At 59.5% G+C, this 18,026-nt stretch carries 19 protein-coding genes; 8 read left to right on the top strand and 11 right to left on the bottom strand.

The window, feature by feature from the left end:
• Positions 1-19: 19 nt before the first annotated feature.
• The 3 genes from pgi to WMP97_RS07465 all read right to left on the bottom strand — a co-directional run bounded on the left by pgi (position 20) and on the right by WMP97_RS07465 (position 3,461).
• Positions 20-1,657, bottom strand: coding sequence for a glucose-6-phosphate isomerase (gene pgi, locus WMP97_RS07455; RefSeq protein WP_340440192.1), 1,638 nt, complete (start codon positions 1,655-1,657; stop codon positions 20-22).
• A gap of 86 nt (positions 1,658-1,743) precedes the next feature.
• Positions 1,744-3,090, bottom strand: a complete 1,347-nt coding sequence (locus WMP97_RS07460) for a Na+/H+ antiporter family protein (RefSeq protein WP_239205209.1) — start codon at positions 3,088-3,090, stop codon at positions 1,744-1,746.
• A 47-nt stretch (positions 3,091-3,137) separates the two neighbouring features.
• Entirely contained in the window at positions 3,138-3,461 is a 324-nt protein-coding gene (locus WMP97_RS07465; protein ID WP_086588683.1) for a chorismate mutase, read from the bottom strand.
• A gap of 97 nt (positions 3,462-3,558) precedes the next feature.
• Here WMP97_RS07465 and pcrA point away from each other — a divergent pair, with 97 nt between their 5' ends.
• Positions 3,559-6,072 (top strand): DNA helicase PcrA, encoded by a 2,514-nt coding sequence (gene pcrA / locus WMP97_RS07470; protein ID WP_340440193.1) that lies wholly within the window; start codon positions 3,559-3,561, stop codon positions 6,070-6,072.
• Here the strand turns inward: pcrA and WMP97_RS07475 are convergent.
• Both WMP97_RS07475 and WMP97_RS07480 read right to left on the bottom strand, forming a co-directional pair.
• Positions 6,069-6,827, bottom strand: coding sequence for a M23 family metallopeptidase (locus WMP97_RS07475; protein ID WP_340440194.1), 759 nt, complete (start codon positions 6,825-6,827; stop codon positions 6,069-6,071). The genes pcrA and WMP97_RS07475 overlap by 4 nt on opposite strands.
• A gap of 634 nt (positions 6,828-7,461) precedes the next feature.
• Positions 7,462-8,211: a M23 family metallopeptidase gene (locus WMP97_RS07480; protein ID WP_023021985.1), complete on the bottom strand. Its 750-nt coding sequence runs from the start codon at positions 8,209-8,211 to the stop codon at positions 7,462-7,464.
• Between the two features lie 647 nt (positions 8,212-8,858).
• Between WMP97_RS07480 and WMP97_RS07485 the strand changes: the two genes are divergently transcribed.
• Genes WMP97_RS07485 through WMP97_RS07505 form a run of 5 tightly spaced genes read left to right on the top strand, consistent with a single transcriptional unit; the run spans position 8,859 to position 14,148 of the window.
• The gene (locus WMP97_RS07485; protein WP_340440195.1) at positions 8,859-10,337 is read left to right on the top strand and encodes a cell division protein PerM; all 1,479 of its coding nucleotides are present in this window, start codon (positions 8,859-8,861) and stop codon (positions 10,335-10,337) included.
• A 22-nt stretch (positions 10,338-10,359) separates the two neighbouring features.
• On the top strand, positions 10,360-10,968 hold the full coding sequence (gene purN, locus WMP97_RS07490; protein WP_340440269.1) for a phosphoribosylglycinamide formyltransferase: 609 nt from the start codon (positions 10,360-10,362) through the stop codon (positions 10,966-10,968).
• Positions 10,969-10,995: 27 nt separating this feature from the next.
• Complete coding sequence (gene purH / locus WMP97_RS07495) at positions 10,996-12,528, top strand: bifunctional phosphoribosylaminoimidazolecarboxamide formyltransferase/IMP cyclohydrolase (protein ID WP_340440196.1); 1,533 nt, start codon at positions 10,996-10,998, stop codon at positions 12,526-12,528.
• A 15-nt stretch (positions 12,529-12,543) separates the two neighbouring features.
• On the top strand, positions 12,544-13,491 hold the full coding sequence (locus tag WMP97_RS07500; protein ID WP_301716732.1) for a hypothetical protein: 948 nt from the start codon (positions 12,544-12,546) through the stop codon (positions 13,489-13,491).
• Between the two features lie 24 nt (positions 13,492-13,515).
• Positions 13,516-14,148, top strand: coding sequence for a hypothetical protein (locus WMP97_RS07505; RefSeq protein WP_239205223.1), 633 nt, complete (start codon positions 13,516-13,518; stop codon positions 14,146-14,148).
• Between the two features lie 7 nt (positions 14,149-14,155).
• Here the strand turns inward: WMP97_RS07505 and WMP97_RS07510 are convergent, their stop codons facing one another.
• From WMP97_RS07510 to rpmB, 6 genes are all read right to left on the bottom strand, one after another.
• Entirely contained in the window at positions 14,156-14,872 is a 717-nt protein-coding gene (locus WMP97_RS07510) for a TetR/AcrR family transcriptional regulator (RefSeq protein ID WP_301716281.1), read from the bottom strand.
• A gap of 101 nt (positions 14,873-14,973) precedes the next feature.
• On the bottom strand, positions 14,974-15,753 hold the full coding sequence (locus WMP97_RS07515; RefSeq protein ID WP_340440197.1) for a putative nucleotidyltransferase substrate binding domain-containing protein: 780 nt from the start codon (positions 15,751-15,753) through the stop codon (positions 14,974-14,976).
• A 242-nt stretch (positions 15,754-15,995) separates the two neighbouring features.
• Entirely contained in the window at positions 15,996-16,250 is a 255-nt protein-coding gene (gene rpsR / locus WMP97_RS07520; RefSeq protein WP_005279904.1) for a 30S ribosomal protein S18, read from the bottom strand.
• A 15-nt stretch (positions 16,251-16,265) separates the two neighbouring features.
• Positions 16,266-16,571 carry a 30S ribosomal protein S14 gene (gene rpsN / locus WMP97_RS07525; RefSeq protein ID WP_005279906.1) on the bottom strand — a complete coding sequence of 102 codons (306 nt, stop codon included), beginning with the start codon at positions 16,569-16,571 and terminating at the stop codon, positions 16,266-16,268.
• 3 nt (positions 16,572-16,574) lie between these two features.
• Positions 16,575-16,739, bottom strand: a complete 165-nt coding sequence (gene rpmG, locus WMP97_RS07530; protein WP_005279910.1) for a 50S ribosomal protein L33 — start codon at positions 16,737-16,739, stop codon at positions 16,575-16,577.
• A 2-nt stretch (positions 16,740-16,741) separates the two neighbouring features.
• A complete protein-coding gene (rpmB, locus tag WMP97_RS07535; protein WP_005279911.1) occupies positions 16,742-16,978 on the bottom strand; it encodes a 50S ribosomal protein L28 in 237 nt (78 codons plus the stop codon).
• Between the two features lie 476 nt (positions 16,979-17,454).
• Between rpmB and WMP97_RS07540 the strand changes: the two genes are divergently transcribed.
• Positions 17,455-17,724 carry a type B 50S ribosomal protein L31 gene (locus tag WMP97_RS07540; protein ID WP_005323793.1) on the top strand — a complete coding sequence of 90 codons (270 nt, stop codon included), beginning with the start codon at positions 17,455-17,457 and terminating at the stop codon, positions 17,722-17,724.
• Positions 17,725-17,739: 15 nt separating this feature from the next.
• A complete protein-coding gene (gene rpmF / locus WMP97_RS07545) occupies positions 17,740-17,913 on the top strand; it encodes a 50S ribosomal protein L32 (RefSeq protein ID WP_005279913.1) in 174 nt (57 codons plus the stop codon).
• Positions 17,914-18,026 lie beyond the last annotated feature (113 nt).

Here is an 18,026-nt window from a genome sequence, read left to right on the forward strand (position 1 = left end):
GGACGTCGCCAAGCAGTGCTTAGCGGTGGTTGCGGTACCAACCGATGAGCTCGTCGGTGGATTGGTCGCCGGATGCGGCCTCCTCCTTACCGGAGACAGCCGGCGCCAGGTCATTAGCCTGCTGCTTGCCCAGCTCCACGCCCCATTGGTCGAAGGAGTTGATATCCCAGATAACGCCCTGGGTGAACACGATGTGCTCGTAGAGTGCGATGAGCGCGCCGAGGGTTTGCGGGGTGAGCTCCTCAGCCAGGATGGTGGTGGTTGGGCGGTTGCCTGGCATGACCTTGTGCGGCACGACGGCCTCATCGACGCCCTCTGCCGCGATTTCTTCCGCGGTCTTGCCAAAGGCTAGTACCTTGGTCTGGGCAAAGAAATTGCCCATGAGCAGATCATGCATGGAGCCGGAGCCATCGGCGGTGGGGAAGTCCTGCTTGGGGCGGGCAAACCCAATGAAGTCCGCTGGGATGAGGCGGGTGCCTTGGTGCATGAGCTGGAAGAAGGCGTGCTGGCCATTGGTTCCTGGCTCTCCCCAGTAGATTTCTCCGGTGGACGGGACGGTGACCGCGGTGCCGTCGCGGCGCACGGACTTACCGTTGGATTCCATGGTCAGCTGCTGCAGGTAGGCCGGGAAACGGCCGAGGTCCTGCGAATAGGGCAGCACGGCGTGAGTCTGGGCGCCGAAGAAGTTGGTGTACCAGACACCAAGGAGCCCCATGAGCGCGGGGACGTTTTCTTCCAGCGGGGCGGTGCGGAAGTGCTCGTCCATGGCGTGGAAGCCCTCGAGGAAGCGCATGAAGTCCATCGGACCAATGGTGCACATAAGGGATAAGCCAATGGCACAATCCACGGAGTAGCGGCCGCCAACCCAATTCCAAAACGGGAACATATTCTCGGTATCGATGCCGAATTCGGCTACCTTTTCCGCATTGGTGGATACGGCGACAAAGTGCTTTGCTACGGCGGATTCATCGCCATCGAATTGCTCGATGAGCCAGCGGCGCGCGGCGTGTGCGTTGGTCAGCGTCTCTTGGGTAGTGAAGGTCTTGGAGGCGATGATAAATAGGGTGGATTCTGCATCCAGGCCATCGAGGGTGGCGGCCATATCGGCGGGGTCCACGTTGGAAACGAACTCTGCGGAGATGCCAGCGACCTCGTAGGAGCGCAATGCCTTAGCTGCCATGGCCGGACCAAGGTCGGAGCCACCGATGCCGATGTTGACCACCTTTTTGATGGTGTGACCGGTGTGCCCCAGCCACGAGCCGGAGCGCAGTGCAGTGGCGAAGTCGCGCATGCGGCCTAGGACCTCGTGGACATCGGCGGCGACGTCTTGGCCATCGACACTTAAGTCATCTTCGACCGGGATGCGCAGCGCGGTGTGCAATACAGCGCGATCCTCGGTGTTATTGATGTGCTCGCCGGCGAACATGGCATCGCGGCGGGACTCTAGGTCGGCGGCCTTGGCTACTTCCACCAGCTGCTTGACGACGTCCCCGTCGATCAGATTCTTCGATAGATCGACGTGCAGGCCGGCGGCGTCGAAGGTGAAGTTGCGGGCGCGGTCTGCATCGGCGGAGAAAAGCTCGCGGAGGTTGAGGTCCTTTTTATCCTCATATACTTTCGCGAGCTCGCTCCACTGGGCAGATGCGGTGATATCCATGATGTTTGGCCTTTCTGGCAACTAGCGCATTGGCAACATTTACCTCTCCCACCGTAGTCCAGAAAGGGCAACCGCGTCGGGCCCTTCTAGAGGATGAGCGCGCCTGCCCAGCCGGCGATGAGCAGCGGAATATTGAAGTGGATAAAGGTGGGAATGACCGAGTCGCGGATGTGGTCGTGCTGGCCGTCCGCGCCGAGGCCAGCAGTGGGGCCGAGGGTGGAATCGGAGGCGGGAGAGCCGGCGTCGCCAAGCGCGCCTGCAGTGCCAATGAGCGCAACGGTGGCCGCGGGACTAAAGCCCAGCGACATGCACAGCGGCACGTAGATAACGGAAATAATGGGCAGCGTGGAAAACGACGAGCCGATGCCCATGGTGACTACCAAGCCCACCACCAGCATGGCACCGGCGGAAAGGACCTTATTGGTGCCAAAGAGGTTAGCGGTGGCATCCACCAGTGGGCCGACCTCATTGGTGGCCGTCATGACCGAGGCAAAGCCCTGGGCGGTGATCATGATGAAGCCGATGAGCGCCATCATCTTCATGCCATTGGTGAAAACGTCATCGGCATGCTTCCAATCCACCGCGCCGGTCAGCAGCAAAATACCCAGGCCGGTCAGTGCGCCGACCATGAGGCCATCGGATTCGAAGTCGAGCGCCTGCATGACAATCTGCACCGCAAAGGTGGCAATGATGGCCACGACGGAAACCCAGACCTTATAGGTAGAAGGGGTCTCTTGGTGCTCCGCAGCGGCGATGGGTAGGTCCTTATAGTTACGCGGCTTGCGGTAGCTAAAGAAAATAGCGATGAGCAGGCCTGCGAGCATACCGAGCGCCGGCACACCCATAACCTGCATGATATTGATATCCGAGGTATCCAACCCTGCCTGCTGGATATTAAATAACAGGATGTCGTTTAAGTAGATGGAGCCAAAGCCCACCGGGATGAACATGTAGGTGGTAATAAGGCCAAAGGTCAGGCAGGTGGTAATGAGCCGGCGGTCTAGGCGCAGCTTATTCATCACCTTAAGCAGCGGCGGAACGATAAGTGGAATGAAAGCAATGTGAACCGGGATGAGGTTTTGGCTCATCACGGACATGGCGATGAGGCCGAGGATGAGCATCCACTTGGTGGCTAGGGCCGCCTTGGGATCCGCTTCGCCGCTGCCGCCGAGCTTGCGAATGAGGAAGTTCGCCAGGATTTGCGGCAGCCCGGCTGAGGCCACGCCCATCGCAAAAGCGCCCAAGAGGGCATAGCTCAGCGCAATCTTGGCGCCGCCGCCCAAGCCATCTTGGAAGGCAACCATGGTGGCATCGAGTCCCATGCCGGACATGAGCCCGCCGACGATGGCACCCAAGAAGAGAGCCACCACCACGTGCACGCGCAAAAGGGCGAGCACGAGCATGACTATGACGGCGATGAGAACTGCATTCATGCTTAGCCAGGATACTGCATAGTATCGGCTGGCCAGTAATTATTCGGCTAGCCCAACCGCCCGCGGCCCATGCGCAGCAGCGCCGAGGCAATAGTGGGGCCTTCCTCGCCGAGTTCATCGCGGAACTGATTCAAAATTGCGATCTCGCGCGTGTGGACGAGGCGGGTGCCGCCGGAGCTCATGCGGGTGCGGCCGATGGCCTGGGAGACTTCCGTGCGGCGCTTGGCGGCGTCCAAAATGATGCGGTCCATGCGGTTGATTTCTTCGCGATATTGTTGGATCTCCGCATCAGATAGGGGATCATCCGTGCCTGAAGGCGTGCGGATATCCAAGCCATTATTGACGATGTCCTTTTTATCTTCTGCGGTCATAAAACCATATTGTGCCACCCGCTCGTGCAAAAGGAAATAGCAGCTCGCACGGCGGATACGGGGCGTGTCCGATGGGGCTAGTAGGTTGGTAGGCATTATGAACGAAAACTCTCCTTTTAGTCCTTCCCCGTCTACCGGCGGTGCACCCGCCCCAAGCCCCTTTGGCGGCTTCGGCGCACCGCGCGGAGCGAGCCCGCACCCCGAATCCCCTGATGCTTTGACCGAGGGCCTTAACCCACAGCAGCTTGAGGCCGTAACCCACTCTGGAAGCCCGCTGCTCATTGTGGCCGGCGCCGGTTCCGGAAAAACCGCCGTGCTTACCCGGCGTATTGCTTATCTCATGCGCCACCGCGGGGTGAATCCATGGGAGATCCTCGCCATTACCTTTACCAATAAGGCCGCCGCGGAAATGAAGGAGCGCGTGGGCGGGCTAGTGGGCCCTGTGGCCGAGCGCATGTGGGTATCTACCTTCCACTCCATCTGTGTGCGCATCCTGCGCCAAAACGCGCAGCTTGTGCCAGGCCTTAATACCAACTTCACCATCTACGATGGCGATGACGCGCGCCGGCTTTTGTCCATGATCGCCAAGGACATGCAGCTAGATCTGAAAAAATACACCCCGCGCGTGCTGGCCAATCAGATTTCTAACCACAAAAACGAACTCATCGGTCCTGAATCTGCGCTGGAGAAGGCGCAGCAGACTAAGAACCCGTTTGAGACCACCGTGGCCCAGGTCTATGCCGAATATCAGCGTCGCTTGCGCGCAGCCAATGCGGTGGACTTTGATGACCTCATCGGTGAGGTGGTGCGGATCTTCACCCAGCACCAGCAGGTGGTGGAGTTTTATCGGCGGCGCTTCAAGCACGTGCTTATCGACGAGTACCAGGACACCAACCACGCCCAGTATGCGCTGGTTGCCGCGCTCGTGGGCAGGGGAGAGCTCGGCCCTGACGCGCCCGAGCTGTGTGTGGTGGGCGATTCCGACCAGTCCATTTATGCCTTCCGTGGTGCGACCATCCGCAATATCCAGGAATTCGAGCGCGACTACCCGCAAGCACATACCATCTTGCTGGAGCAGAACTATCGCTCCACCCAGACCATTCTCAATGCGGCCAACGCCGTTATTGCTAAAAATGAGAACCGACGCGAGAAGAACCTGTGGACCGCCCATGGTGAGGGCGAGCAGATCGTGGGCTACGTTGCCGATAATGAGCACGATGAGGCACGGTTCATCGCCTCCGAGATTGATTCCTTGGCGGATAAGGGGCGCAGCTATTCCGATATCGCGGTCATGTACCGCACCAATAACGCCTCCCGTGCGCTGGAAGATATCTTCATCCGCTCCGGAATTCCCTACAAGGTAGTCGGCGGCACGCGCTTTTATGAGCGGCGCGAAATCCGCGATATGGTGGCCTACCTGCGTATCCTGGATAACCCGGACGATACGGTGAGCCTGCGCCGCATTATCAATGTGCCCAAGCGTGCCATTGGGGATAAAGCACAAGGACACATTGCCCTCCATGCAGAAAACCATGGCATTAGCTTTGGCAAGGCGCTTGCCGATGTCCCTCGTGGCGAAGTTCCTGGCCTAGCCACCCGGGCCATTAACGCGGTCACCAAATTCAACGAGATGATGGAGGGCATCCGCAATCAGATCCCTTCCATGCGCGATGAGGTTACTGGCCAGCCGGATTTGGGTGAGCTGCTCACCGCCATTTTGGATGCCACGGGATACAAGGCGGAATTGGAAAACTCCAACGACCCGCAAGATGGCGCTCGCCTCGACAACTTAAACGAGCTGGTATCGGTGGCACGCGAATTTACCTCAGAGGCCGCGAACCATCTGGCTGCTTCGGGCGCGGATGCAGTGGATCCTTCCGAGTTAGTGGAGGAGGGTGAGGCCGCGCCGGGCTCGCTGCAGGCCTTTTTGGAAAAGGTGTCGCTGGTGGCTGATGCTGATCAAATTCCGGATTCTGAGACCGGCGTGGTCACTATGATGACTCTGCACACCGCAAAGGGCCTCGAGTTCCCCGTGGTCTTTTTGACCGGCTGGGAGGATGGCCAATTCCCGCATATGCGCTCTCTCGGTGACCCGAAGGAGTTGAGCGAGGAGCGCCGCTTAGCCTATGTGGGTATTACTCGTGCCCGTGAACAGTTGTATCTCACCCGTGCCATCTTGCGCTCGGCTTGGGGCAACCCGGTGACTAATCCTGCCAGCCGCTTCCTCGGCGAGGTCCCTGCAGACCTCATCAACTGGCAGCGCGAAGACTCCGATAGTTCCTTAACCGGTGCGTGGGGTGAGGACGATTACCAATATGGTCGTTCCTACGGCCGCGACTGGTCTGGGTGGGGCAGAGGTGGATCCCGCGGTAGCCAGCGCGCTGCGTCTTCCCCATCGCAACGCACTAGCAAGTCGGCGGCAACCTCAATGCCTAAGAACAATAACCTCAACCTGGCCGTGGGTGACCGTGTCAATCACGCTAAGTACGGGCTCGGTACCGTCATTGAGACGTCCGGCTCCGGTAAGCGTGCCACGGTCACCGTGGACTTTGGTTCTTCCGGTAAGGTCCGGCTGATGCTCATCGGCGGAGTGCCGATGGAAAAGCTCTAGACCGAAATGCCGCGCTCGTTGAACCAGGAGACTGGGTCAACGGGTGCTCCTCCACCTGGGTGAATCTCAAAGTGGAGGTGTGGGCCGGTGGAGTGTCCGTCGTTGCCAATGCCGGCGATTTCTTGGCCTGCGGTCACGTGGTCGCCCACATTTACCTTGAGCTGGTCTGCCGACATGTGGCCGTAGACGGAGATGGTGCCGTCATCGTGCTGGATGCGGATCCAATTGCCAAAGCCCTGTGCTGGCCCGGAGTTGATGACGGTGCCGTCCATGACCGCCAGAATCGGGGTGCCCACGGAGTTGGCCACATCGATGCCGTTGTGCATCGCGCCCCAGCGCTGGCCGAAACCAGAAGTAAGCGTGCCGGAGGTAGGAAAGACCACAGTATTGCCCGCGGAGTCCTTGCCACGCTTCGTGGTGAGTCCGGAGTGATTTCCTTGCGGAGCGAATGCTTCCTTCAATCCCGGTACAGAACCAGGATCCAAGACGATATTTACTCCGCCGGATTCGTTTCCATCTACCTGCGGGGTAGCCTCGCCGTTGAGAACGCCTACGGTAGTGGTGGCCAAGCCAACGAGGGCGTCGACCACACCGGCGTTATCTACGTTCGTAGCGGTGGGCTCGGAAGAGCCGTCCGATACGTCCACGCTAGCCACTGGCTCTGCAGCAAAAGCGGTGGTGCCGGTAGCAAGTACGGTGCCGAGCGTAACGATGCTCAGCGCCACGTTCTTGCGTGCGCGGTTCATGCGCTTCATAGTTAAAGTCCTTTTCATGGCTGTGCATGGTCTCGGGACGCTTGCGCCCTAGTGAGGGCGGCGTCTTGCAACTGCCAACCGCGACACGCCGAAAGCTGAAATGCTTGCGTTCGAAATCGCTCGTGGCAACGAGTTAAAAGTTAGCCCGCCCGAACGGCCCGCGCAATCTTAAAAATCGCTGGTAGCGGCGGAAATAGTTCGAAATTATTCGAACATGCCAGCTTGTTGCGCGTGTTACGAATGTGGCTAGAGTGGCGTGTGTAAAGTGTTGGTTTAGGGTCTGGGGGTAGACTTTGGGGGTGGGTGTGCCGCTCTGGAAATGGCGTGTTGCGTTCAAGCCCAGTGATTAGCGTAAATGTGTATTTGCCTGCGACAAGGCTGCGTACTGGACTTGGCTGTGCGGCGCAATTTGTGTCTAGGGTCCGGTGGTGGAGCGCTTGTCTTGACGGGGCTTGCCTTTTGCTGGAGGCGCAATGGGAAGGCTGGGACGCATTTGAGTCGTCTTGGGGAAGGTTGGCTGCAGCCGCGGTGGTAGGGAGCCGGCGCTGGTGTCTTTAGGGGCAATTGTGGACATGAAAAAGCGCCGCAGGAAAGCCACTGCGGCGCTTAACAAGAAGGTGTTGGGGTGGGGGCCTTAGAGGTCGATGCCTCGCTCAGCCAGCCAAGGCTGCGGATCGATTGCCTCGCCACCGTTCGGGTGAACTTCGAAGTGGAGGTGGGAGCCGGTGGAAAAGCCCATCGAGCCCATGCCGGCGATCTTCTGGCCGGCATGCACGTGCTCGCCAACGGCCACGTCAAGAGTTTGCATGTGACCATAAACGGTCATGGTGCCGTCGTCGTGCATGATGCGGATCCACTGGCCAAAGCCGGAAGCTGGACCGGAGTCGATGACCGTACCATCCATGACGGCAAGGATTGGGGTGCCGGGAGAGTTGGCGATGTCGACGCCCTTGTGGAAGGTGCCCCAGCGCATAGCGAATGGGGATGTGAATGCGCCCTCGGCTGGGCGGGCTACGGACGGTGCGCGAGCGGCTTCGTCAGCGGCGGCGCGCTCCTCGGAAGCCTGGATGGCCTTGTTGAGCTGATCGGATAGATCTGCAACCGGCTTTGCTTCAGCTACATTGAGGATCTGCGGAGTGGTATCAACGGGGGCCTCAGCAGCGTCCTCAACCTGGGTGGAATCAGAAGCGAGCTCGAAGTCAACGGACTGCGTCTTGGTAGTGGCCGCGTCATCAGACTGGATGTTTGCAGCGGCTGCGCCACCTACGCCGGCGGTGGATACGGCACCTGCCGCAACCGTCATTACGGCGATGCGGCCCTTCGCGGTCTGCGAGGTGACAATCTTGCGATGGCGACCGGCGCCACGCTGAACTTTGCTTCGCATTAGGTCTTCTTTCGTCATTTTCACAATCTGCGCAATCTGAGTGTTACGTCCCCACCGAGTTAGTTACGAGATTGTGACCTTCTTGTTACCAACGAGATGTAACAGTAGCGTCTCGAAAAGATAACAGCAACCCAAATTAAGAAATTTTTAGACGTTGCTCGAGGGAATTGCCCACGAGCAGGCAACATAATCCGAATGGCATATTATTATTGCGACCAAGATCCCACTCGGGCTGCGTGCGGGTCATATAAAACCGGTGACTTTTCATTCATGTTACTGCAGCCAGAGTTAAAGGTGTGAAACCAGGGTAGATTTTATACTCCTAATATATATGTGTGGTCAAGGTGCAGGGGTGTCGCCGGTGATTTTATGGCTACCTCGTCGCGCCACCCCAGATCTGCTGCCGGAAAGTGGCAAAGTGGACGCCGATGAACAAAAACACCAGCCCCCATTCTCGGTCAACGCCCCGCCCGCGTAGCCAGGCGCGGGGCAGGACGGTGCGCACGGAGCGTACCCCACGCGCGCCCCATCCCAGCGGGGCCCGCCAGCCCTCTGGATCGGCGCAACGTGTCGCCCGAAAGGCCGGATCTAAAGCCAAAGCGCGCCGTACTCCCGCGCCGCTGACTAGGGCCGGCCGCATCCGACGCATGCTTATCACGGCGGCAGTGCCCAACGTGGTCATTGTCCTTATCATTATGGCCATTGCCCTCGGTGGTCTTATGCTGGCCGGCTCACCCATGGCGTGGTGGTACACCATCGTGGCGGAGTCATGGATGGTCTTTAACCTCGCGCCAGTCTCGGCGGCCGAAGTGCACATGTCTTTCTTGCCCGCGTTACCCGCGCTCATCTTGGCTGCGGTGGTGGCAGTCCGCGTGCGCAACGCGGTTAAGCACAAGGTCAGCGTCAAAGACTTGCTTATTCTTCTCTGCTGCGTCCTTGGCGTGCCAGTGGTATTTACCATCATCGCCTGGCTGATGCTGTGGGACGCGGGCAAGGTCTACGATGTCTCCCCGCCAAACCTGGCACAGGCGTTGCTGCGGGTTATCGTCCTACATCTTGCGGCCATGGCAGCCGGCATGGGCTCGCGCTTGTGGCGGGCATTGGCCAAGCGTTATGGGGTGCCGCGCCAGATTATCGACGCCACTCAGATCGCCCTTCGCTACCTCGGCTACCTAGCCATTGGTGCCGCCGTAGTCTTTGCGGTGGTTTTCTTCCTCAATATTTCTCGCCAGGGCGAGATGATGGATGAATATCCCACGGTCTCCGGTCTAGGTGTGGCCGGACTAGTGCTAGTGAGCCTGCTATACATTCCCAATGCCATCGTCAGCACCGCTGCGGTGGTGGTGGGCTCAGAGTTTTCCATCGGCGAAGGTTCGGTCAGCCTCTTTAGTGCCCACCTCGTGCCGCTGCCACCGCTGCCGATTACCGGTGGAATCCCGGCCTCCGCGCCTAGCTGGGCCGTAGTGCTTCTACTTGTCCCGCTCGGCGCCGCAATCTACGCCCTATATAAAAAGAGGCCAAGCTTCCAGGACGTACTAGTAGCCACGGTGGCCTCCGCGGTAGTCATGTTTATTGCCTGCTACCTTGTCAGCGGCGACCTTGGCTACTACGGCGCCGCCGGCCCGAATCTATGGACCGCCGCAGGCCTAACCGCCCTGTGGATGGCCGTTTTCGGCAGCGCCGTTGCCGCAGGTTTTGCCTTTGTGGCATGGCGCGCGGCGCGCACGGCACGTGTCACGGCCCCTGATACTCCCGATTCGGATGCCGCTGAAGACGACGCCCCTGAGGCCGCCGCTGAAACCGACGAGACCCCAGTTGAACCGGAGTGCGAGCCCATCACCGATCCGGAGATCGTTGACGCCGAAGTAGTTGAGGACGAGCCCGATGACTCCGCCCCTGACGCAGCCGCGGATGGGGAAGAAGGCACCCCAGCTGAGGATGCGGCGAAGCAGCAGGAGGAACCGGAGGAATCTGAGAAACACGAGGAATCGGACGAACCTGAGGACGCTGAGGAGGAGAAAAGGGGCGTCGCCAAGCCGGTTAGCCAACAGCTCAAGGACCAAACGGGGGAGAGCGAGCAGGCTTCCTCGAGCGAAAATTCCTCCGCGGAAGGGGAGAGAGACTAGGCTATAGCGCGTGACTTCACCGATGCCTCCGCGCTATACCGCTGACCCTGAACGCCTCCGAGTGGTGGTGCTCGTTTCTGGAACGGGATCACTGCTTCAAGCCATCGTGGATGCCCAAGCAGGGCACTACCAAGTGGTAAAGGTGGTGGCGGATAAGGAATGCCACGGTATTTCGCGCGCACAGGACCACGGGATCGATACCGAGGTCGTGGCGCTAGGTGCCGATCGTGCCGAATGGAATCAACGTCTGGTTGACGCAGTAGATACTGCGCAGCCAGACGTTGTTGTTTCTGCGGGCTTTATGAAGATCCTGGGAAAGGAATTTCTTGACCGCTTCGAAGGCCGCACCCTCAATACCCACCCGGCGCTGCTGCCAGCTTTCAAGGGAGCGCACGCCGTGCGCGACGCCCTGGACTATGGCGTGAAGATCACCGGCTCTACCGTCCATTTTGTGGATTCGGGAGTGGATACCGGACCCATCATCGCGCAGCGATCCGTAGCCATCAAGGCGGACGATGATGAGTCCACTCTCCACGAGCGCATCAAACAAGTAGAGCGCGATCTCATCGTGGAGGTACTGCGCGCAGCAGACGTCCACAATGAGGAACTTATTATTCAACTCGCAGACTAAGACTTTTCGAAAGGCTTAATCCTCCTCATGAGCGAAGACCGCAAGCAGGTAAAACGCGCCCTTATCAGCGTGTACGACAAAACCGGGCTGGAGGATCTGGCCCGCGCCCTCGATAAGGCAGGCGTAGAAATCGTCTCCACCGGCTCCACCGCGAAGAAGATCGCGGACCTAGGCATCGAGGTCACTCCGGTAGAAAAGCTCACTGGCTTCCCAGAGTGCTTGGAAGGCCGCGTCAAGACGCTGCACCCGCGCGTTCACGCCGGCATCCTGGCCGATACACGCAAGGAAGATCACCTCAACCAGCTCGCCGAGCTTGAGGTGGAGCCTTTCCAGCTCGTCGTGGTCAACCTGTACCCCTTCCGCGAGACCGTCGCTTCTGGCGCGGACTTCGATGGCTGCGTGGAACAGATCGATATCGGCGGCCCGTCTATGGTGCGCGCGGCCGCTAAGAATCACCCGTCTGTTGCCGTGGTAGTAGATCCCTCCCGCTATGACGAGGCTGTGGAGGCCATCAACAACGGGGGCTTTACTCTAGAGCAGCGCCGCGGCTTGGCCCGCGACGCCTTCCTGCATACCGCGGATTATGATGCGGCCGTCTCCGCCTGGTTTGTGGACCAGCTGAGCGAGGAGGGCCAAACCACCCCGCTGCGCTATGGCGAAAACTCCCACCAAAAGGCCACCATCACCCGCATCGGTTCTACGGGCCTTGCCAATGCCACCCAGTTCAACGGCAAGGAGATGAGCTACAACAACTACCAGGATGCGGATGCCGCCTGGCGCGCCGCTTGGGACCACGAGCGCCCCTGCGTTGCAATTATTAAGCACACCAATCCTTGTGGCATTGCCGTTTCTGAAGAGTCCATCGCCGCCGCCCACCGCGCGGCGCATGCGTGTGACCCGATGTCCGCCTTCGGCGGCGTCATCGCCGTCAACCGCGAGGTCACCGTGGAGATGGCCGAGCAGGTCAAGGAAATCTTTACCGAGGTCATCGTCGCTCCTTCCTATGAGGACGGCGCTATCGAGGTCCTCAAGGCCAAGAAGAACCTGCGCGTGCTGCAAGCAGAACACGAAGACCAGCACGAAGAGCGCAAGTACATCTCTGGCGGTGTACTCACCCAGGAACCAGATACCTACCAGGCCGAGGGCGATGACCCAGCAAACTGGACCCTGGCCGCAGGTGAGGCTCTCAACGAGTCCGATATGGCCGAGCTCGAGTTCGCATGGCGCACCGTGCGCGCGGTGAAATCCAATGCGATCTTGCTGGCTAAGGACAATGCCACCGTGGGCGTGGGTATGGGCCAGGTCAACCGCGTTGACTCTGCCAAGCTCGCCGTCGAGCGTGCCAATACCCTGGCGGATGGCGCCAACCGCACCAAGGGCTCCTTCGCAGCTTCCGACGCCTTCTTCCCATTCGCCGATGGTTTGCAGGTGCTTCTCGACGCCGGCGTGAAGGCCGTAGTCCAGCCTGGCGGCTCCATCCGTGACGAGGAAGTCATTGCAGCGGCCAAGGAAGCAGGCGTTACGCTGTACCTGACTGGCACCCGCCACTTCGCGCACTAGCCTAAGCTAGTTTTCATGACGTTCCCTATCCGCCGGGCCTGGGGCCCGGCAGCTGCCCTCATCGCCTGCGCACTCTCCTTGGGCGCGTGCGCAGGCGCTGAGGATGCGGCGGATAATTCCCCTACTTTTGTCAATACCGAGGCACGCGGCACAGCCGATCCCCTCTACGGGGAGACCACGGCTGCAACATCTGCGGCCTCATCCACAGCCCCTGCTGCCGAGCGCGCCCCGTCCGACTCCACGGAACCTCCGGCCGCAGCCCCTGCCGATGACGTTCAAGCCGTACTTGATCGCATTGTGGCGCAGCATGGAAATGTGGGCATTGCGGTCTCCGATGGCACCTCTACCGTCGAGGCTGGGCGCACCGCTCCCGAAGCCGCGTGGTCAACCTCCAAGGTGCCCGTGCTTATTGCGGCGCATCGTACGGGTGTTGCCGATAGCCAGCTGGTGTCCTCTGCAATTACTTACTCCGATAACGAGGCCGCCAAGGCCGCGTGGGCAGCATTAGGGGAGCCGACCGTGGCCGCACACGCCGCCCAAAGCGTTATTGCGGAGGCAGGCGATACCGCCACCCAAGTCCAATCCCAGGTCACCCGCCCGGAATTTACTGCCGTTGGTCAAACCATGTGGAGCGTGGGCAACCAGGCTAAGTTTATGGCTGGGTTGCGCTGCGTGGACGGAGCTCAGCCGACAATCGACGCCATGGGAGTCGCCGATCCCGCACAAAACTATGGCCTACGCACCCAGCCGGGCGCCTTGATGAAGGGCGGCTGGGGACCGAACCCTGCCGGTTCCTACGATGTGCGCCAGATGGGTATCGTCCGGTTGGGCGGGCATGACGTCGCCGTAGCATTAATTGCCTCGTCCCCTGATGGGCAGTACGCCTCCGCTCAGGCGGTTCTTACATCCGTTGCCGAAGACCTCGCTCAAGCCGATACGCAGTGGCCCAGCCCCGCCTGCTAGGCCTGTCATAAGGAAGGAAAACTCATGAATTCTCGCTCTCGCCTCCGCCCGCTTATCGCCGCGGGGTTCGTCCCACTCGTGGCCGCCAGCCTCGCGCTCAGCGGCTGCAGCAACGCCAAGGATGAAGCTGCCCCTAGCTTTAAAGGCCAGGGTAGTGGAATGACCACGGTCGACAACGCCGATAAAGAAGAGAAGAGTGGCGAGGAAACCACGGCTGCGCAAGAGACCGCAACGAAAGATGAGGAAACCCCCGAGGAGCCACCGGTAGTTACGGTCACGCAGACAGAAAAGCAGGAGTTACCTTCCTCTTCCGGCGGGGGTCAGAAGAGTGGTGTGGGTAACTACATTTCCAACTTCAACGAGTACGGATGGCTGGATGGCGGCTACGCCGACTGTCAGCGCTTTGAGCGTGCCTTATTCGCCGGCTCTGGTCCCGACGGCAGGGTCATCATTTGTGAAACCGGCGGTGGAGTCAAATTCTATCGCTCGTCGATGTTTGACGGACAGTTCCAAACGAGCGACGTTACCCAAGACGGGAATAACTACTACGTCAATGCGGATCCCTCGATTATCGTGGTGACCCCGAGTGGCGTCAGCGTGCGCGAAGGAGGCGGATTGGCCGCCACGGGAGAGTTCACGGAGTCGTGGCAGCGCTGATGAGGGGTTAGCGCGACTTCTTCTTGCGGTCGGCCGCTGCGGCGGCGGCTGCGGAGATGGAGTCGTTGCGATTCTTCAATAGCTCGAGGGTAGTTTCCTCGGCGTTATCGGGAACGGAGGCGCCGAGGACGGCTAAGGCGGCGTCGGCAAGCATAGCGGCCGTCTTCGGCACCGATTGGGAAGCGTCGAACGGCGGGGTGCCGTTATTGGGCCGCATTTCGATGACGGATAGCGCAATGTGGAAGGGAAGCTCCACGCGGGGATCCTCCTCGCCCACAATGGCGGCGGCGGTAGAGCGGAAATGATTCTGCAGGCGGTCGCGCGATTCATGGTATTCGGAAAACTCCGGAGAATTAGCTACCGGCAGCTGGTATAGGCGCCCCACGTTCCAGCCGCTGGTAAGCAGCAGGCGCGATTCCGCGGCGACCAAAGACCACAGGCGCTGAGCCGGATCCGCATCAGTGCCGGCCAGCTCATCGGCCAACTCCAAGGAAGGCTCGATGGTGGAATTGAGCAGCGTAAGGAAAATCTCCGTCTTGGACGGAAAGTGGTAGTACAAAGAGGCCTGGCGGATGCCAACCGCATCTGCAATCTGGTGCGTGGATGTAGTAGCAAACCCTTGAGTAGTGAAAAGTTCCGAGGAGGCGTCCAAGATCTCCTCTCGGGCGCTATTTCCCCTGCGCCGCGGGCTGTGTTTACGCGGCCTACCGACAGTGCCTGCCATGCGGTGGGACGCCTCCTTTCACAAAAAGAAATTGCTTTTAATTACCAACTGTACAATCTTATGCCCGACTAGGTACTGCTTCCGAATCCGCACCTTAGGGACTATTTATATTCTTCTGCCCGTTGCGTAATGGACTCAAACACGGCCGAGACAATACGGCACGCCGAGCCATAAGCAGTGCGGTCCAACGGCGGAAGATCCCGCAGCGTAGCTGGGCGGTCACTGACGCGCTCGTACCAACGGCGCAACTCTAATGCATAGCCGGTACGCCACGCTAGATCCAAAGACTCTGCGTCGGTGGCGGTGAGGACAGCGCGCTCAACGCCAATCGCCAGGCGATCTACCGTCGGGCGAGGCCCAGGCGCCGCCCAGCGGGCGATAGCTGCAATGGGGGAGAGCAGTGTCGCCTTGATGTCCACAGCAGCATCTCGGTCCGGCAGGCCGTCCACCATTTTCAGAGTAGGCGGGCGCTTGGTCAAAGCTTCTTCCAGGAGTGCTTGTTCTCCGCCGTTTCCCAGGGGGAGGCCGGCATCGACGCGCGCGGCAATCGAATCGACGGCCTCGTGAGCCTGGAGGCCGACATCAGAAAAAACTTCCTGGAGATCGGAATCCTGGCCAATCCACTCCACAGGCATAGATGGCAGCTGGTCGCCCCGAGCGGCAGCACCGGTAAGGCGTACCGGTGAGTTGACCCCAGGGGAGCGAACGATATCTACCAACAAGTGGGAATACCAGTGAGCCAATTCAATCTCATTGTCTTGGTGAGCGACCGCATTGCGCAAGATATCTTGGGCCTCTGCGAGCAGCCCGCGGGCCGTAGCGCGGGACTGGCAGTGCGGGGCAAGCTCGGAGAGATCGAGTAGGGATTGGTGTAGGGCCATTGCTCACTGCCTTTCACTAGTGCGAAGCCGGTGCTCCCCTCAGCGGTTGCGGGGCGCACGAATGCTTTAAATCTAACACCTTGGCCGCGTGGGCTGGATATGCGGGTCTGAAGGCGGGAGGAAGAGGGAGAAAACGACTTTCGCCGCCTCCCCTCGAGGAGGGAGGCGGCGAAAGCTTATGGATCTTTTACCGTGTCACACTTGCCAGCGGCAAAAGTGCGCTGTTGATACCCAGCTACTGTTTAGCGGGTGGTGAACGGCAGGAGAGCCATTTCGCGTGCGTTCTTGACGGCGGTAGCAACCTGACGCTGCTGCTGCGGGGTCAGACCGGTGACGCGACGGGAACGGATCTTGTGACGATCCGAGATGAACAGACGCAGAGTCTTGGTGTCCTTGTAGTCCACCTTCTCGATGCCCTCAGCCTTCAAAGGGTTCTTCTTCGGGCGACGGCTCTGCTCCATACGGAACTTCTTTTGGTTATTGCGCTTATTAGCCATTGTGCAATTACCCCTTTACCAGCTGGACTTACGAACGCCCGGCAGCTCACCACGGTGAGCCATGCCGCGCATACGGACACGGGACAGGCCGAACTTGCGGAGGTAACCGCGTGGGCGGCCATCGGCAGCGTCACGGTTACGTACGCGGGCTGGGGAAGCGTCACGAGGCTGGCGGTTCAGCTCGAACTGAGCCTCCAGGCGCTCCTCATCCGGGGTGTTCGGGTTCTTGATGATCTTCTTGAGCTCAGCGCGACGCTCCGCATAGCGGGCGACGATTTCCTTGCGCTGCTCGTTCTTAGCGATCTTGGACTTCTTAGCCATTGATTATCGCTCCTCGCGGAATTCGACGTGCTTGCGGGCAATCGGATCGAACTTCTTCAAGGTGATGCGATCCGGGTTGTTGCGCTTGTTCTTACGGGTCACGTAGGTGTAACCGGTGCCCGCAGTGGACTTCAGCTTAATGATTGGGCGGATATCGTTACGTGCCATACTTAAATCTTCTCCCCACGTGCGCGAATCTTAGCCACAACGGACTCGATGCCATCGCGGTCGATGATCTTCATGCCCTTGGTGGAAACATTCAGGGTGATGGTACGGCCCTCAGAGGGCAGGTAGTAGCGACGACGCTGCACGTTGGGGTTCCAACGGCGCGAAGTGCGGCGGTGCGAGTGCGAGACCTGCTTGCCGAATTCCGGCTTGCGGCCCGTTACCTGGCAAATAGCCGACATGGGTCTTCTTTCTCCTAGCCGCCCACATCATGGCTATGGACGATGAAACGCCGACTGCCGAGTGAGGGTGGCAGTGCTCAAAAGTGAGGTGTGAGCGGGTGCGGCGCCATCGTCGAACGCCAGTAGACGGGGCGTAAAACGTATATTTTGACAACAGCAAGGGAAAATCTTACAGCCTTGGGCGCGAATTACCTAATCGCTACCTTGCTGTGGTTGGTAGGGCTGTTTGTGGTTGTGGGGTGGCATTTGGCTGTAACGCCCCGCCATACGTGTTACAAGAAACTGGTGTGAAATGAGTGGTCGGAGCGGGGAGGGGATTTCGCATCTGGGGTAGTTGACTGTAGGATAATTCAGGTTGTTGACCCGTGCTGCACGGCACGCGGTTAGCAGAGTGAAATTTGTACGTCCCAACTCGGGCACGATCCGCTCCATAAGTGGGTGGAACCGACCCGTAGTCCAACCCTGAGGGAATATATATGAAGAAAGATATTCACCCGGATTACCACCCGGTAGTCTTCCGTGATGCTGGTACCGGTCACTCCTTTTTGACTAAGTCCACCGCTTCCTCCGACCGCACCGTGGAGTGGGAAGATGGCAACGAGTACCCACTGATCGTTGTTGACGTTACCGCTGAGTCCCACCCGTTCTGGACTGGTGCACAGCGCGTTATGGATACCGCCGGCCGCGTCGAGCGCTTCAACCAGCGCTTCGGTGGCATGGCTCGCCGCAAGAAGAAGAACGCGTAAGGAGGAGAATAGAAAATGGCAACTCCTAAGTTTAAGAAGTCCCGTGCGAACACTCACGCCCGTCGTTCCCAGTGGAAGGCTGACAACGTGGCCCTCCAGGAAGTCACCATCGACGGACAGACCGTCCGCATCCCGCGCCGCTTGGTCAAGGCTGCCAAGCTGGGTCTGGTTGACGTAGAGCAGTTCTAAGCTCGTTTCGCACTTTCCCCGTTCGCTCTCTGTAGGAGGGTTGAGCGGGGATTTTTGCTACCTTAAGTATTATTTGGGGGGCTATGGGGGTAAATATTTCTCATAACTTCATG

This window comes from Corynebacterium sp. KPL4072, from assembly GCF_037908395.1.
In the GTDB taxonomy this organism is placed as follows: Bacteria; Actinomycetota; Actinomycetes; order Mycobacteriales; family Mycobacteriaceae; genus Corynebacterium; species Corynebacterium kefirresidentii.